Raw genomic sequence first — 17,215 nt, 5'->3', positions numbered from 1 at the left:
AGCTAAACACACACAATGAAACCTGCATGATCTTTCTGATAAAAAAATCATAAGATGAGGATGATGCAAGCTTCGTAACCTTTAAAACAACTACACACACATGAAAAACTTGTTCAAATTCCCGGTACTTGTGTTAGGACTCATATTCCTCCTGGCCGGATCGACACAAAAAGCAGTTGCGCAGGATGATGACATTTCGCTGCAGACGTTTTACGATGAATTGTCGCCTTATGGCGTCTGGATTCAGGATCCTGAATATGGATACGTTTGGAGGCCAGATGTGGATCAGGAAGAGTTCAGACCTTATTATACCAATGGGCGTTGGGTAATGACAGAATATGGTAATACCTGGGTATCTGATTACGACTGGGGTTGGGCGCCTTTCCATTATGGAAGATGGATCCTTAACCGCTACAGCGATTGGATCTGGATCCCTGACACTACCTGGGGACCTGCATGGGTAAGCTGGAGAAGTGGTGGAGGTTATTATGGCTGGGCACCATTAGCCCCGGGCATTAACATCAATATTAACTTTGGTGGCGGTTACCACATTCCTAATTCCTGGTGGGTATTTGTTCCACAAAGAAATATATACTATGACAGGTTCCCAAGATATGGTGGCCACAGAAATGTGAATATTTTTAACCACACGACCATCATCAACTATACCGGCCAAAGAAACAGGCATACTTATTATACTGGTCCGAGACGTGATGACATCAGACGGGCAACCAACAGAGACGTAAGGGTTTATAACGTGAATCGTACAGACCGGTCACGCAGGTCTTCCATCTCCAACAATACGGTTAATATTTACAATCCAAAAACAAACCGTAATGCTGATAACAGAAATGCTGCGCCAAGAAGGGTAAGTTCTGATAATGCTTATACCGGCAGTCGTAGTGACAGAAACAATAATAATGGTAACAACAGGACCAGTACCAACAGAAATGATGCTGCTACAAGGTCTAATGAGGCCGGCAGAAACAGGACTAATGAGCGCAACAACACGCCAGGTGCTAATGTAGATAGAAACAATAGTCGTACTAACCGTGAGGCTAATGCTACACAGCAAAGAAGCGATGCAGCGGAACGTACGGAAAGGGTTCAGCGACAAGGACAAGATGAGGCTAGCCGTGAACGGGTTCAAACTCAGCAAAGGGCCCAAAGTCAGCAAAGGGAACGTGCACAGCAACAGTCACGGGACCAGCAGGAAGGTATGCAGCGCCAGGAGTCAAATCGTCAGCAACAAGCAAGGGAACAGTCCGGTCGTGAGCAGCAAGAACGTGCACAGCCACAGCAGAGACAACGTGAACAGCAGAGTGCGCCTCGTCAGCAAGAACAACAACAGCGGCAACAAAGTGCACCTCGTCAGCAGGTACAACAACCTAGACAGGAACGTGTTCAGCAAAGTGCACCATCAAGAAGTAATGAGAACCGTGGTCGTGCGCAATCTCAAAGCAGCGGAAGGGCCTCCAGGGGCGACAGAGGCTAATTGCTTCATCACCATTAAAAAGAAATTATATTCAAATGAAAAACCGGTCGTTAATGACCGGTTTTTCTTTTATATTTTATCTTTATCTTTGCAGCTCATTCAAGCACACAGGCTTAACTCCTTTATGATTCACCCGGAAATAGAAAAAAGAAAAACATTTGCCATTATAAGTCACCCCGATGCTGGTAAAACAACATTAACCGAAAAGTTCTTACTTTTTGGTGGGGCTATCAACACCGCAGGTGCGGTAAAAAGAAATAAAGCTAATCAAAGCAATACTTCAGATTTTATGGAGATTGAAAAGCAGCGTGGTATATCCGTGGCTACTTCCGTAATGGGCTTTGAATATAGTGGCAAGCGCATTAACATATTGGATACCCCTGGTCACAAGGATTTCGCTGAAGATACCTACAGAACTCTATCTGCAGTGGATAGTGTGATTTTGGTTGTCGACTGTGTTAAAGGTGTGGAGGAACAAACCGAAAAACTGATGGCAGTTTGCCGCATGCGTAACACACCAGTGATCATTTTTATCAATAAAATGGACAGGGAAGGTAAGGATGCTTTCGATCTGCTGGATGAAATTGAACAGAAATTAAGCATCAGCCTCTGCCCGTTATCATGGCCTATCGGACAAGGACATACTTTCAAAGGTGTTTACAGTATTTACAACAAGCATTTAAACCTTTTTGAGCCTGATAAAACTAAAATCAGCACCAGTGTTATTGGCGTGAGTGACCTGAACGACAAGAACCTGGAGAAATACCTGAAACCTCAGGAACTTGAGAACCTTAAAGGTGACCTGGAACTGGTACATGGGGTTTATGGGGATATTGATAAGAGTATGTATACTGAAGGTCTACTGGCTCCGGTATTTTTTGGAAGTGCCATTAACAATTTTGGGATTAAAGAATTGCTGGACACCTTCATTAACATTGCACCGAGTCCTAGAAGCCGTGAGGCCGAAGAAAGAGAAGTATTGGTGAGCGAGAAAAATTTCAGTGGCTTTGTCTTTAAGATACATGCTAACCTGGATCCTAAACATCGTGACCGTATTGCCTTCTTAAGGATCTGCTCGGGTAAGTTTGAACGTAACAAGTTTTATTTCCACACCCGCCAGAATAAGAAATTTAAATTCTCCAATCCTATGGATTTCATGGCTAACGAGAAAAGTATTGTCGAGGAAGCCTGGCCGGGAGATGTTGTAGGTTTATACGACAGCGGGAACTTTAAAATCGGCGACACCTTAACTGAGGGGGAGATGTTGAAATTTAAAGGCATTCCGAGCTTCTCTCCTGAGATATTTAAGGAAGTTGAGAATAGAGATCCTTTAAAGACCAAGCAACTGGAGAAAGGCATACAACAGCTTACAGAAGAAGGCGTGGCTCAATTGTTTACCCAGCAACCAGGAAACAGAAAGATCATTGGCGCCGTTGGTGAGCTTCAGTTTGAAGTAATTGCATTCAGGTTAGAGCATGAATATGGCGCAAAAGCTTTTTTCAGAACGTTAAGCTACGGTAAGTCAAACTGGGTTACTTCAAAAGACAAGAAAAAACTGGAAGAGTTTGTGAAACGTAAACAACATCATATTGGCGAGGATAAAGATGGTAACCCTGTATTTTTAGCAGATAACGACTTTATGATCAACATGACTCAACGTGATTATCCGGATATTGAGTTCCATAAGACATCGGAATTTAAATAAGGGTTTTGTATAAATAGCAAAAGAGGTACTGTTAAAAACAAGTACCTCTTTTTTTGTGGCTGATTATTGATCAACTTCCTGAAGTATAGATCATTGCAATCATGGATTTTTGTTTTTTTTTATAAAATGCCAAGGTTTAAAAAAACGGATGTCTTAATTAAACTAACTGACTTAAAGCTGCTTTAATTCTTGGCATCATGGCTTTGATGTCAGCGATGGAACAACCACCAACCGATGCCCTGAACCAGGCCATGTTTTCATCATTTCCAAAAGCAGAGAAAGGCACCAGGGCTGTCCCGGCCGCTTTAATCAGGTAAAAATTTACATCAGTACTATCTTTCAGCAAATCACCATCAGGTGTGGTTTTGCCGATATAGTTGATTTTTAAAGTTAAGTATATGGCACCCATTGGTTCAATGGCATCCACTGCAAAACCTTCCTTTTTCAGTTCCTGGAAACCCTCGTAAATCTCATTCAGACTAGCCTGGATCTGCGTTTTAAAGTGAGCCAGGAAGCTCTTCACCTGGGTCGGATTTTTTAAATATTTAGCAACAGCTACCTGTTCTGCCTTTGGAGCCCAGGCACCCATATGACCTAAAATAGCTTTCATCCTGCTGATTACAGCATCTGGTCCGAATCCCCAGCCTACCCTTACGCCTGTTGCAGCAAGGCATTTTGAAATGCCATCAATAAAGATCACATAATCTTTCAACTCAGGTCTTAAGCTCACCGGGTTGATGTGTTCCTTGCCAAAAGTTAACAAGGCATAAATCTGATCATACATGATGTATAAAGGCTTTTCACCGGCTGGCCTTGATTTATTTTCTTCAATCACCAAATCACAGATTTCTGCCAGCTGTTCTGCTGAGAACATGGTTCCTGTAGGATTTAAAGGTGAACATAGTGCCAATAAGGTTGCACCTTTTAAATGTGGTTTAATCTGCGAAGCCACTGGCATAAAGTTGTTTTCTTCCAGACTTTCAATAGCAACCCCTTCTGCCGAAGTTAAATGGCAGTAGTGGTTATTGTTCCATGATGGTGCCGGATAAATCACCTTATCTCCCGGATCAATCAAAGCCAGAAAAGTGGAATAAATTAAAGGACGGGAGCCTGCGGAAATTAAGATTTCCTTTGGAGAATAAGTGAGGTCATACTTATCCTTCAACAAATCAGCCACTACTTCGCGCAATGGCAAAATACCATCTGCAGGAGGGTAATTAGTCTGATGATCGTTATAAGCCTCAATAATTTCGTCTTTCAGTTCTTCGGGTATAGGGAAAATGGAAGGATCAAAATCACCAATCGTCAGATTTGCAATTTGGGCACCCTTACTTTTTAACTCATTTACCTCATTACCTATTTTAATGATTTCTGAGCCAATAAGCGAGCTTGCTAATACGGATACATTCATGCTATTATTATATATAGTAAAAAATTAAGCCAATAACTTTTCTATGGCCTGATGAGTTTTTTCAAATTTAAACTGGGCAAGCACTTCCTCCATCATGCCGGAAACTTCGGCATTGCATAAATTACCAATACTGCCTTCATGGGTATGGTTAACCTGTGTATTTGGCTCGAAGGTGCCATTTTCAATGGTCTCTCCTACTATCTTATACGCTTCACGGAAAGGTACACCTTTAAGTGCTAAATCATTCACCACTTCCACGCTAAACAAATAAGCATACTTTTTATCGCTCAAAATATCGTTCTTGATACGGATGTTTTGCAGCATATACGTAGCCATGGTTAAGCATTCGTTCAGAGAGGTAATGGCCGGGAACAGGTTTTCCTTCAATAACTGCAAATCGCGGTGATATCCCGAAGGCAGATTAGTCGTCATCATCGCAATTTCATTCGGCAGGGCCTGAATTTTATTGCATCGTGAACGGATAAGTTCAAAGACATCCGGATTCTTTTTATGTGGCATGATGCTCGATCCGGTGGTCAATTCATCTGGAAAGCTGATAAAGGCGAAGTTCTGGTTAATGAACAGGCAAATATCCATAGACATTTTAGCCAGGGAAGCCGCAATAGACGACATGGCCTGTGCTAAAATACGTTCAGTTTTGCCCCTGCCCATCTGCGCATAAACCACATTGTAGTTTAAAGATTCAAAACCCAGTAAGTTGGTGGTCATTGTTCTGTTAAGCGGAAAAGAAGAACCATAACCCGCAGCCGAGCCTAAAGGATTTTTATTGGTCACTTTCCAGGCAGCCAGCATCAGTTCCAGGTCGTCAACCAGGCTTTCTGCATAGGCACCAAACCATAAGCCAAATGAAGAAGGCATAGCAATCTGCAAATGAGTATAACCAGGCAACAGCTTATCACGATGTGTTTCACTAAGGGAAATCAGCTCCTGGAACAATGTATTCGTATTGCTCACCATTTCCTCGATGCGGTGCCTGAAAAACAGCTTCAAATCTACCAGCACCTGGTCGTTGCGTGAACGTCCACTATGGATCTTTTTCCCGGCTTCGCCAATTCGCTGTGTTAACAGCCATTCGACCTGCGAATGGACATCTTCCACCGTATTTTCGATCACAAAGTTTCCGGCTTCTATCTCCGCATAGATGTTTTTAAGCTCCTTTTGAATGCTCACCAACTCTTCTGCAGTCAGCAAGCCAATACTCTCCAGCATCTCCACATGTGCCAGGGAACCCAGCACGTCAAAAGCAGCCATCTCCAAATCCAGTTCCCTGTCTTTACCAACAGTAAAGGTTTCAATATCTTTATTTACGTCTATATTCTTTTGCCAGATTTTCATTGGTTTGCTTATGTTTTTATTGGTAATGAAGCTTGACTGATCATTTTAATTGTATAATTAACTGCATGATCAGCAGGTTTCATCAGTTACTTATGTTTTTATTGGTGACGATGCTCTCCTAAAGAATGCTCCATCGTTTATATCAGTATAAATTTATTTCAATCACGTCGTACAAAAAATGTCGCTATCCCAAGTTAAAGTCAGTAATAAATCAGATCCCGGAACGGAGTTCGGGATGACGTTCCAATCAATCGTCGTATCCAGTCAATCATCGTATTTATTGTAAAATTAACAATAAATACCTGAAGCTTTAAAACAGGATTATTTGCCTTTAATCACAGGCTTCAACATTTCAATATATAGCTGTATGCCTTCGGCAATTTCATTCACAAAAATATACTCATTTGCCATATGAGAACGTGCAGAATCACCTGGCCCTATTTTAACGGAAGGAATGCTGAGCAATGCCTGGTCTGAGGTTGTCGGTGATCCGTAAGTGCTTCTGCCAAGTTTGATGCCCGACTGCACAAAGGGATGCGCTATATCAATCGACGAAGGCTTTAACCTGGTCGACCGCGGTTTAACTTCACAGTCTACATTGTTCCTGATAATTTTTAACACCTCTTCATTCGTGTAGGCATCGGTTACCCTTACATCAACGGTAAAAGTACAAAGTGCAGGCACTACATTGTGCTGACTGCCGGCGTTGATAATGGTGATTGACATTTTAAGTGGCCCGAACACGCTTGATACTTTCGAAAAGCGGTAGTTGCGGAACCATTCCATATCCTTTAAAGCTTTATAAATGGCATTATCACCTTCTTCACGGGCCGCATGTCCGGCAGTGCCATGAACCGTACAATCTAATACCAGCAAACCACGTTCTGCTATCGCAAGGTTCATCAGCGTAGGCTCGCCCACGATGGCAAATTCCATTTCCCCAAGTTCAGGCAATACACACTCAATGCCGTTAATGCCAGAAATTTCTTCTTCTGCGGTAGCAGCCAGACAAAGATTATAGCTGAGGTCCTTCTGGTCATGGAAGTACAAAAAAGTAGCGATCAGCGAAACCAGGCAACCACCTGCATCATTACTGCCAAGTCCGTACAATTTACCCGCCTCGATTTCCGGCGCATAAGGGTCACGGTTATACCCAGCATTTGGCTTTACGGTATCGTGATGAGAATTGAGCAGTATAGTTGGTTTAGCGGCATCGAAATATAAATTATAAGCCCAGACATTGTTCAGTTTACGATGGGTTTTGATGTTTCTGTCCTCGAGGAACTTCACAATGGCATCAGCGGTCTGGTTTTCTTCCCTACTAAACGACTGGATGCTGATGAGCTGCTTTAACAACGCTAAACTATCTTCCTGCAGTTGTGCGGTCATATTATTCTTTAGTATATAAGTTCCCTGCTTTTAAAGCAGATAATTTAATGCCTTTGATTAAGGATGAACTGAAACCATTATGCTCCATTTCGTTTAATCCAGCAATGGTACACCCTTTCGGGGAGGTCACTTTATCGATTTCCTGTTCAGGATGAGAATGCATTTGTAAAAGTAAATCTGCAGCACCCTTAGCCGTTTGCACCGCCATTTTCAAAGCTTCATCCGCATGAAAACCGATTTCTACGCCGCCTTGGGAAGCTGCCCGGATACCCCTTAAAAAGAAAGCAATACCACAGGCACATAGCGCAGTCGCTGCAGTCATCAGGTCTTCATTAATTTTAACCACCGCACCCACGGTTTCAAACATCCTTGTCACTTCCTTCACATTGGCATCACTGCCATTGTCGGTAGCCACACATGTCATCGACTGACCAATGGCAATAGCCGTATTAGGCATTGCCCTCACCACCTGAACCTCTTCAGTTAGCTTTGAACGGATGTCCTGGCAACTTACGCCAGATGCCACGGAGATCAGCAAATGTTTTTTGGGATCAACAGCGCTACTGATCTGCTCTAACAACTGGTTAAGTTGCTGAGGTAAAACAGCCAGCACCACAATGTCAGCATTGGCTACCGCCAAAGCATTATCAGCAGAAACTGCAAAACCCATGGCCGCAGAGTTCGAAAGCGCCTCGGTATTACGCCGTGTAAGGCATATTTGCGTTGCTTGTACATAATTAGCCTTTATCAGGCCTTTCGCTAGAGAGAGGCCTATATTTCCACTACCTAAAATAGCGATTTTACCTTGATACTGTTCCATCATCAGGAGATTAAGCGCGTTCCAAAATTTTGTTCATTAATGAGCGTAAGCTCATCTGCTTTGCCGATATAAACGGCTTTGACGCCAGATTTAATGGCTTCAAAGGCATTGTGTAACTTCGGGATCATGCCGCCCGAAACGACGCCTTCATCCTTCAGCCCTTCAAATTCAATGCTTCTGATTTCCTTCACCAGGGAGTTTTCATCCTCCACATCCTTCAATACGCCTTTTTTCTCAAAGCAATAAACCAGGCTGGTTTCATAAGAAGCCGACATAGCAACCGCCACTGCCGAAGCAATGGTATCTGCATTGGTATTCAGTAATTGTCCATCACCATCATGGGTAATGGCACAAAGAACCGGTATCAAATTAGCCTGCAACAGGCTGCTTAAAGTATGCGTATCAACCGAGGCATCCTGCAAGTCGCCCACAAAACCGTAGTCTATGGTAACTACAGGGCGTTTTACGGCCTTGATGATATTACCATCTGCGCCACTTAAGCCAATCGCATTACAGCCTTTAGCCTGCAACTGGGCGACCATATTTTTATTGATCAGTCCGGCGTATACCATAGTAACGATCCTTAAAGTTTCGATATCCGTAATACGCCTGCCCTCCACCATTTTAGCTTCCACACCAAGGGAAATACCCAGGTCTGTGGCAACCTTTCCACCACCATGCACAAGGATCTTTTTACCCGGCAATGCCGTGAAATCCAAGAGAAAGCGATGCAGGTTTGCGGAGTTGTCAATTACATTTCCACCTATTTTTATGACCGTGAGTTGCTCCATTTATTTAAGTTAAAGTCATTAAGGAGTCGAAGATAAAGTTTGTAAGAGGTCTTTCAAAACGGCCTGCGCAGCCCATAAACGGTTTCCCGCTTCATGAATAACCAATGAATGCGGCCCGTCCAGTACTTCAGCCGACAATTCAAGGTCCCGCCTTACCGGTAAACAATGCATCACTTTAGCATCATTGGTAATTTTCAATTTATCATTGGTCAGCATCCAGCCATCTGGAAAGGGCAACACTTTACCATAGTCCTGGTAACTCGACCAATTTTTAACGTATACATAATCCGCTCCAGTTAACGCTTCGTCCAGGTCCTGCGTTAGTTTAGCACCCGGCGTAAAGTCTTCATTCAGCTCAAAACCTGGGGGATATGCAATCGTGAAATCGACAAGCCCTTCCTCCTGTGCCTTACACATCCATTCAGCAAAAGAATTTGGTACTGCCTGTGGCAAAGGCTTGATATGAGGTGCCCATGCCAAAACAACTTTCGGTTTGCCCTCCCCTTTCCACGTTTCCGTGATGGTTACTAAATCTGCCAGACTTTGTAAAGGATGCCTGGTTGCACTTTCCAGACTTACCACAGGTACTCCACAATATTCTATAAATTTATTAAAGAAATCTTCACTGTAATCTTCATCCCTGTTCTGCAATTTAGGGAAAGAACGCAAGCCGAGGATATCGCAATATTGACCCATCACTGCTGCTGCTTCACGGATATGCTCTACAGTGCTTCCGTTCATCACCACACCATCCTGCGTTTCCAGTGCCCAACCTTCTTTATCCATGTTCATCACCATAACAGACATCCCTAAATTGATGGCCGCTTTCTGGGTGCTTAAACGGGTACGCAGACTAGGGTTCAAGAAAACCAGTCCGAGGGTTTTATTTTTTCCCAGCTGCTGATCAGCATAGGGATTATTTTTTAAGGCCAGGGCCGCCTGTACCAATTGGTTGATATCCTCGACATCATTTACTGAAGTGAATTGTTTCATCCTTTTAAAGCAATTTTAAAGTTTTCTAAAAATTGACCAGCCTGTTCCATGGTTAAATTTAACGCAGGTAATAACCTGATCACATTGGGTTTTGCTTCACCCGTAAAAATATGATGTTTAAACAAAAGGTTCTTTTTCACGTCAGGTTTATCTGCCGGCAGTTCAATACCAATCATCAATCCCCTTCCACGTACTTCGATGATCCCTTCAATTTTCTTTAATTCTTCAATCAGGAAGCTTCCTACAGCCTTGGCATTTTCCATCAGTTGGTCCTGTTCCATCACTTCCAAAACAGCAAGCGCTGCGGCACAAGCCAGGTGGTTACCACCAAAAGTAGTCCCCAACATCCCATGCCATGGTTTAAACTTTGGTGCAATGCTGATTCCGCCAATCGGAAAACCATTGCCCATGCCTTTTGCCATGGTATAAATATCAGCTTCCACACCTGCATAATCATGCGAATAAAAATCGCCGGTCCTGCCATAGCCACATTGAACGCTATCGGCAATGTAAACGGCATTATGCGCATCACATAAACGGCGAATAGCTTGTAAAAAAGAAATGGAGGCTTCTTTTATGCCCCCAACCCCTTGTACACCCTCAATAATCACTGCTGCAATTTCATCACCAGATTGCTGGAATGCATTTTCCAATGCGGCCACATCATTGTGCGGCAGAAAAACAATATTGTCAGTTTCATTTACCGCCGCAATAATTTTTGGATTATCTGTTGCTGAAACAGCAAGGGAAGTCCTTCCGTGAAAGGCGCCTGAAAAGGCAATGATTTTTTTCCTGCCATTATAGAAAGATGCTAATTTTAAAGCATTTTCATTGGCTTCGGCACCGGAGTTACACAAAAAGAGCTGGTAATCGGCTTTGCCGGATACCTGGCCTAATTTCTCTGCCAGGGCATTTTGGATCGGTATTTTAACCGAATTGGAGTAAAAACCTACCTTTTGAAGCTGGTCGGTAATTCTTTTAACGTAATGCGGGTGGGTATGCCCGATGGAGATTACGGCATGACCGCCGTATAAATCTAAATATTCTTGTCCTTCGGCATCCCAAACGGTGCTGCCTTCAGCTTTAACAATTTCTATATTATTTAGTGGGTATACATCAAATAGGTTCATTTTAAAAGGCTTATAAGGGGTTAAATTAAGTTAGAATGCAGTCGCTTTAAGTGACAAGCCCTGCCGTTCTGGTAAACCAAACATCAGGTTCATGTTCTGAACCGCTTGTCCGCTTGCCCCCTTCAATAAATTATCAATTACACAAACAATGAAAACTTTCGAACCCTGTTTTTCTACATGTACCAATGCTTTATTGGTATTCACCACTTGTTTCAAGTCTACGTTCTTCTTGCTGTAATGTGTAAATTCCTGATCAGCATAAAAATCCTCATACAGTTTTTCCAGTTCCTCAGCAGAAAGGGAAGATTCGGTATACATGGAAGCAAGAATACCACGAGGAAAAGCACCACGCTGCGGGATGAAGCTTAGACTGCTGTCAAACGCAGCATCCAGCTGCAACAGGCTTTCGCCGATTTCATTTAAATGCTGATGATCAAAAGCTTTATAAACCGACAGGTTGTTCGTTCTCCAGCTAAAGTGCGAAGTGGTAGACAGACTTTGTCCGGCGCCAGTTGATCCTGTGGTGGCATTGATATGCACCTCCCCTTTCAGTAGTCCTGCAGCAGCCAGTGGCAGAAGGCCAAGCTGGATACAAGTCGCAAAACAACCGGGGTTAGCAATATGTGTAGCCGATTTGATGGCATCACGGTTTAATTCCGGCAAGCCGTAAACCCATTTTGAAGCGGCATGAGCTTTCAGCCTGAAATCCTGGCTCAGGTCGATAATTTTTACGGATGGGTTGATGGGGTTGGCATCAAGGTATTTTTTAGCATCCCCATGGCCCACACATAAGAATAAAACATCAATATCCTGCAACAGCTCACCTGAGAAACGCAAATCTGTATCCCCGATAAGATCGGTATGTACGGCAGCAACAGGGTTACCTTCATTGCTGCTGCTCAACACAAAAGCAATTTCTACAGCGGAGTGGTTGATCAACAGGCGGAGCATTTCGCCGCCAGTATAACCTGCACCGCCTACAATTCCGGCCCTAATCTTCATCGCTATTCACTTTATGCCAGATCATCACCTGGTTGCCAAAAATTTTAGAGAAGCCTTTTACATCTTCGCCACTCCATGAATTGTTCATCTCGCCGTAGCTACCGAATTTATTGCTCATTAAGTCATGTGCTGATTCAATTCCAATGATCTGGAAACGATAAGGCAACAATTCTACAAATACCTTACCACTTACTGTTTTTTGGGTATCTGCTAAAAAAGCTTCAATATTGCGCATGATGGGATCATGGAATTGTCCTTCATGTAGCCAGTTACCGTAAAAAGAAGACAGTTGTTCTTTCCAGGATAGTTGCCATTTGGTTAAGGTATGTTTTTCTAAAGTATGGTGTGCTTTAATGATTACCATTGGAGCCGCAGCTTCAAAACCTACACGGCCTTTGATGCCAATAATGGTATCACCAACATGGATGTCGCGCCCAATACCATAAGGTTGTGCAATGGCCTGCAATTGCTGTATCGCTGTTACGGGATCCATGCTTTCCCCATCAAGCGCCACAAGTTCACCTTTTTCGAAAGTAAGCTCCAGTTTACGGGCTTCAGTTGCTGTAACCTGTGTTGGCCATGCTTCTTCTGGTAAAGTTTCATTGGAGGTTAAAGTTTCCTTGCCACCAACAGAAGTTCCCCAAAGGCCTTTATTGATAGAATATCTTGCTTTTTCGGCGCTATATTCTACACCATGGTTGGCCAGGTATTCAATTTCTGCCTCACGGGATAACTTAAGGTCCCTGATCGGCGTAATAATTTCCACATTGGGAATGATGATATTAAAGATCATGTCAAAACGCACCTGGTCGTTTCCAGCACCGGTACTACCATGAGCAACATAATCTGCACCTATTTTTTTTACATAATTAGCGATAGCCGTAGCCTGGCTCACACGCTCTGCACTTACCGACAGCGGGTAAGTCGCATTTTTTAACACATTACCAAAAACAAGGTATTTAATGCAGCTATCGTAATAATTAGTTGTTTCATCAACTACAGCATGAGAGGTTACACCTAAAGCATAAGCCCGTGTTTCAATTTCCTGTAATTCCTTTTCTGAGAAACCGCCTGTGTTAACAATAACAGAATGGACTTCCAGACCGCGGTCCTGTGCAAGATAAATGCAGCAAAATGAGGTATCTAAACCTCCGCTAAAAGCTAAAACAACTTTCTTTTTCATTCTTATGTGTATTTGTTTTTAAAGGTAACGAAGCTATCATGAGCTTATTTATTGCTTGTTGATTTCGTCACCCTGAACTTATTTCAGGGTCTAAATTACAAGATTTCTTATAAATAGATCAATGAACGGTGTCATCGACGACGATAATTTTCAAAATGACGACAATTTAATCAGCCGTTGCGTTCAAGTTTTATTCCTGATCACCAGTCTCTGCTTGATGCGCATAAAACGTTCGTAAAGCTTAGGTTTTCTTTCCAGCTCCTCGGCGAACTTTTTAGCCACTTCATGTTTCTGTGTTGCCGGATCGTACAACATGGCTGTGCACATGCAGTTCTTACGTTCCTTACTCTTCAGGATCTCGAAGTTAACACAGCTCTGACAACCTTTCCAAAATTCTTCATCTTGTGTAAGTTCCGAATAAGTAACAGGCTCATAGCCCAGGTCAGAGTTAATTTTCATCACCGCAAGGCCCGTTGTCAAACCAAAGATCTTGGCTTTAGGGTATTTGATACGCGATAATTCGAATATTTTGTGCTTAATGGCGTTTGCAAGGCCCACTTTTCTATAATGCGGACTAACAATCAGCCCAGAATTGGCCACAAACATACCGTGACTCCAGGTTTCAATATAACAGAAACCTGCCCAGCTGCCATCCTTATGAAAGGCTATCACAGCTTTACCATCAAGAATTTTACCGGCAACATAATCAGGAGAGCGCTTGGCTATACCCGTCCCACGGGCTTTAGCAGACTCAGCCATTTCTTCACAGATTTCTTCTGCAAAAACACGATGTTCAGGAAGTGCAACCTGCACTACAAAATCGTTTATATTCATTAATAGATAACGAAAAAAAGATAAAAAATCGGATTAATTGGTTTTGAAGAGGAACACTACCTCTAAGGATTTGAGCGTAGATTTTACTCAAATACGGGGTGTATAATTTTGCCGGTGGGTCGTCACAAAAAACACGGGTTGCAAACGCTCAATAAACAAGCTTCTGGAGGCAATATTTTTTGCTTCCACGATGGATAGTTTATGTCTGCGTTGGTTGCTCATTTTCTGTGTGTTTCCCTCTTTAAATTAATGAAACGCAAAGGTTTAAATAAATATTGAGTTGTGCAATATTTTTTTATTATTTTACATTTTCTTCATATATCGTTGATCTCGAAAAATAGCCTTTCTTAGTTTGGGTTAAATGGTTGCTTTTTAGCCTGTTTCCCCGAGTCACCTTATGTCTGTTCTTTCAATAAATATACTTGAAGTTACACAATATTTGAACAAATAAACTCATATATTGTTAATTTGCTCAAACCATTAGAAGCTTGCGGCTTTCAAAAAGCAATTATGATAAGCTGATGATAGCTTCATTGTCTTGAAAAACAAATAATATACAGCTGAAAACGTGTTTATGTCATTACTCTTCTCTCCTTATCCAATCAAGAATGTTACCCTGAAAAATAGAATAGTCGTTTCTCCAATGTGCCAGTATACTGCGGAAGATGGGTTTGCTAACGACTGGCACCTGGTGCACCTGGGTAGCCGTGCTATTGGCGGTGCCGCATTGATCATCCAGGAAGCCAGTGCGGTGTCGCCCGAAGGACGGATTTCTGCCAGTGATCTGGGCATCTGGAAGGATGAACATGTAGACATGTACCGAAAGATTAACGATTTTATTCATCAACATGGTGCCATTGCCGGCATACAGCTTGCACATGCAGGGCGGAAAGCCAGCAGTACGCCGCCATGGGAAGGCGGGCGACAGGTAACCCCGGCGCAGGGTGGGTGGCAAACGGTTTCCGCCAGCGCTATCCCTTTCCATGAAGGTGATGCTGCGCCTGTTGCTTTAGACCTGGAGGGCATACAAAAAGTAAAGGATGATTTTAAAGCGGCCGCCCTCCGTTCTTTAACTGCAGGCTTTAAAGTGATAGAAATACATGCCGCGCATGGTTATCTCATCCACCAGTTCTTATCGCCATTGAGCAACCACCGCAGCGACGAGTACGGAGGGAACTTTGAAAACCGCATCCGTTTCCTGTTGGAAATCTTAGCGAGCGTACAAGAAGTTTGGCCGGCAGAAAACCCTTTGTTTGTACGTATTTCTGCGACCGACTGGGTTGAAGGTGGCTGGACAGCTGATGATTCGGTACGGCTTGTCGCTTTGCTAAAAGATAAAGGCATAGACCTGATCGACTGTTCATCCGGAGGTTTAGCTGAGCAACAGCAAATCCCGCTGTTTCCAGGTTACCAGGTGCAATTTTCCGAACGGATCAGGCAGGAAACAGGCCTGCCTACAGGTGCTGTTGGTTTAATTACTGAAGCCATGCAGGCAGAAGAAATTCTGAGCAAGGGCCAGGCGGACCTTATCTTCCTGGCGCGCGAACTTCTGCGTGATCCTTATTTCCCATTGCATGCAGCAGTGCAGCTGGGTGATAAAGTTAAATGGCCTTTGCAGTACGACAGGGCTAAACCACGACAAAAAGTTTAAGCAACATCAATTTTATCGATACAGCAGTGTTACCCTATCATTACCATAACATTGAAAATAACTAAAGGAACAATAACAAATACAGCCTTATAGACAGTTATGCCGCCGTGGACAGCTCTTGTTTAGCTAACACTTGATGTTCCTCAATTGATCAGCAAGAGCGCTTTAATCAGCAGCTTATCCAACATCAGTAAATTGAGCTTGCGAGTTCTTGGGCGCAATTAAAAATGGTAACGACCCCTACTCAATAATGATTTTCTTTTTAATCGCTTCAAAATCAGCCGTCAGGTGATCAATAGCTGTTAATTGCTTGCTTTGTTTTTTCTTCCTGCTCCAAATGTTTAAAGACACTATATACAAGGTACTTATACCGAGGGCTGAATACCTGAAAAGAGCGCTCCCACCAGTGGTAATTTCAATGATATACATCGTTAGGGCCACCCACAACAAAACCATGTATATCCAACTATACGTGGTGATCAATTTACGTTGCCAGCTTAGTTTTCTGATCTGGTAGTTGACATAGTCCTTACTGGAGTCTTCATAATTCTCTTTTTTAAAGGCATAGCTTCGCCAGCTAACGGCGGCATATACCAGCATTAACACATAGAAAGCAGCTACACTTACTTTAAATGGCCACTGGTATTCATCCTCAAAAGAGAAATAGACCCAGGCAATACCGATCATTGCGGCTAAAAACCCCAGACTCATACAAATATTTGTCCTCAGCACCCGCTGTTGATGCTTTTCCCATTTGCTTTTTAATTCAGGCCTTATTTTTACCGATTCTGCTGTGGCAGCCACAGGTTGTGTTTGCCAGTCCTTCTTGATATCTTCAAAATTCATGTTTAAATTCATTTGACATGAGTTTAAGTAAGCGCGATTTAATGCGATTGATCTTAACACCCACATGGTTCATATTATTTCCGGTTATTTCCGCAATCTCTTTATAACTTTTGTCCTCCAGCACCAGAGAAATGATGAGCCGGTCGCCCGCCTCCAGTTTACTGATGCAATACCTTAACCGTCCAAGCTGCTGTTCCTCATCCTCTTTTTTTTGCAAGGTATCTTCATAGGGCAGCTGCATGGAATCTGGTAAGGAAAGGTGCTGGTGTTTCTTGTTCTTCAGGTTAAAGCTGATTGCAGTGTTGATGGCAATGCGGTAAATCCAGGTGCTTGCTTTCGACTTTCCCTTAAAATTCTTCATGCTCTTCCAGATCTGGAATATAATCTCCTGATAGAGATCATCAGCATGGGAGATATCGTAAAGATAAGCCCTGCAAATCCGGTAAATGCTTGCATGGTTTTCTTTGATGAGCTCATTAAATAATTGCTCTTCTTCCTTTACCATAGCCTAAAATATGTCTTTTTCATGGTTGCATTGGTTTTACGGTATTAGTAAAGACAATTTTGATTTTATTACAGCCTTGTAAGATAATATATCTGTAAAGACTA

Annotated in this window: 16 protein-coding genes; 3 read left to right on the top strand and 13 right to left on the bottom strand. The window is 42.8% G+C overall.

Features of this window, described 5'->3' with window-relative positions:
* The first annotated feature begins 100 nt into the window (after positions 1 to 100).
* Both WG905_RS09255 and WG905_RS09250 read left to right on the top strand, forming a co-directional pair.
* Positions 101 to 1,495, top strand: a complete 1,395-nt coding sequence (locus WG905_RS09255; RefSeq protein WP_339591431.1) for a DUF6600 domain-containing protein — start codon at positions 101 to 103, stop codon at positions 1,493 to 1,495.
* Positions 1,496 to 1,619: 124 nt separating this feature from the next.
* On the top strand, positions 1,620 to 3,200 hold the full coding sequence (locus tag WG905_RS09250; protein ID WP_339591474.1) for a peptide chain release factor 3: 1,581 nt from the start codon (positions 1,620 to 1,622) through the stop codon (positions 3,198 to 3,200).
* Positions 3,201 to 3,357: 157 nt separating this feature from the next.
* Here the strand turns inward: WG905_RS09250 and WG905_RS09245 are convergent, their stop codons facing one another.
* The 11 genes from WG905_RS09245 to WG905_RS09195 all read right to left on the bottom strand — a co-directional run bounded on the left by WG905_RS09245 (position 3,358) and on the right by WG905_RS09195 (position 14,331).
* Entirely contained in the window at positions 3,358 to 4,611 is a 1,254-nt protein-coding gene (locus WG905_RS09245; RefSeq protein WP_339591430.1) for a pyridoxal phosphate-dependent aminotransferase, read from the bottom strand.
* A gap of 24 nt (positions 4,612 to 4,635) precedes the next feature.
* Positions 4,636 to 5,967, bottom strand: coding sequence for an argininosuccinate lyase (gene argH, locus WG905_RS09240; protein WP_339591429.1), 1,332 nt, complete (start codon positions 5,965 to 5,967; stop codon positions 4,636 to 4,638).
* Positions 5,968 to 6,288: 321 nt separating this feature from the next.
* Positions 6,289 to 7,356 (bottom strand): M20 family metallo-hydrolase, encoded by a 1,068-nt coding sequence (locus tag WG905_RS09235; RefSeq protein ID WP_339591428.1) that lies wholly within the window; start codon positions 7,354 to 7,356, stop codon positions 6,289 to 6,291.
* A 1-nt stretch (position 7,357) separates the two neighbouring features.
* A complete protein-coding gene (proC, locus tag WG905_RS09230) occupies positions 7,358 to 8,176 on the bottom strand; it encodes a pyrroline-5-carboxylate reductase (protein WP_339591473.1) in 819 nt (272 codons plus the stop codon).
* 2 nt (positions 8,177 to 8,178) lie between these two features.
* A complete protein-coding gene (gene argB, locus WG905_RS09225; protein ID WP_339591427.1) occupies positions 8,179 to 8,967 on the bottom strand; it encodes an acetylglutamate kinase in 789 nt (262 codons plus the stop codon).
* 18 nt (positions 8,968 to 8,985) lie between these two features.
* On the bottom strand, positions 8,986 to 9,960 hold the full coding sequence (locus WG905_RS09220; protein ID WP_339591426.1) for a Rossmann-fold NAD(P)-binding domain-containing protein: 975 nt from the start codon (positions 9,958 to 9,960) through the stop codon (positions 8,986 to 8,988).
* Complete coding sequence (locus tag WG905_RS09215; protein ID WP_339591425.1) at positions 9,957 to 11,090, bottom strand: aspartate aminotransferase family protein; 1,134 nt, start codon at positions 11,088 to 11,090, stop codon at positions 9,957 to 9,959. Before WG905_RS09215 ends, WG905_RS09220 begins: the two co-directional genes overlap by 4 nt.
* A 30-nt stretch (positions 11,091 to 11,120) precedes the next feature.
* Positions 11,121 to 12,092 (bottom strand): N-acetyl-gamma-glutamyl-phosphate reductase, encoded by a 972-nt coding sequence (gene argC / locus WG905_RS09210; protein ID WP_339591424.1) that lies wholly within the window; start codon positions 12,090 to 12,092, stop codon positions 11,121 to 11,123.
* Complete coding sequence (gene argG / locus WG905_RS09205; protein ID WP_339591423.1) at positions 12,082 to 13,275, bottom strand: argininosuccinate synthase; 1,194 nt, start codon at positions 13,273 to 13,275, stop codon at positions 12,082 to 12,084. The genes argC and argG overlap by 11 nt, the downstream gene beginning before the upstream one ends.
* Before the next feature lie 183 nt (positions 13,276 to 13,458).
* Entirely contained in the window at positions 13,459 to 14,109 is a 651-nt protein-coding gene (locus WG905_RS09200; RefSeq protein WP_339591422.1) for a GNAT family N-acetyltransferase, read from the bottom strand.
* Between the two features lie 87 nt (positions 14,110 to 14,196).
* Positions 14,197 to 14,331: a hypothetical protein gene (locus tag WG905_RS09195; RefSeq protein ID WP_339591421.1), complete on the bottom strand. Its 135-nt coding sequence runs from the start codon at positions 14,329 to 14,331 to the stop codon at positions 14,197 to 14,199.
* A 352-nt stretch (positions 14,332 to 14,683) separates the two neighbouring features.
* Here WG905_RS09195 and namA point away from each other — a divergent pair, with 352 nt between their 5' ends.
* Entirely contained in the window at positions 14,684 to 15,760 is a 1,077-nt protein-coding gene (namA, locus tag WG905_RS09190) for an NADPH dehydrogenase NamA (RefSeq protein WP_339591420.1), read from the top strand.
* A gap of 240 nt (positions 15,761 to 16,000) precedes the next feature.
* On the opposite strand, the gene WG905_RS09185 is transcribed toward namA, so the two are convergent.
* Positions 16,001 to 16,618, bottom strand: a complete 618-nt coding sequence (locus tag WG905_RS09185) for a hypothetical protein (protein ID WP_339591419.1) — start codon at positions 16,616 to 16,618, stop codon at positions 16,001 to 16,003.
* Positions 16,596 to 17,111, bottom strand: coding sequence for an RNA polymerase sigma factor (locus WG905_RS09180; RefSeq protein WP_339591418.1), 516 nt, complete (start codon positions 17,109 to 17,111; stop codon positions 16,596 to 16,598). The genes WG905_RS09185 and WG905_RS09180 overlap by 23 nt, the downstream gene beginning before the upstream one ends.
* Positions 17,112 to 17,215: the final 104 nt, after the last annotated feature.

The sequence above is a fragment of the Pedobacter immunditicola genome (genome assembly GCF_037482985.1).
Taxonomy (GTDB): Bacteria; Bacteroidota; Bacteroidia; order Sphingobacteriales; family Sphingobacteriaceae; genus Pedobacter; species Pedobacter immunditicola.
Note: the sequence above shows the minus strand (reverse complement) of the source record. Positions and strands in the feature narration are given on the sequence as shown.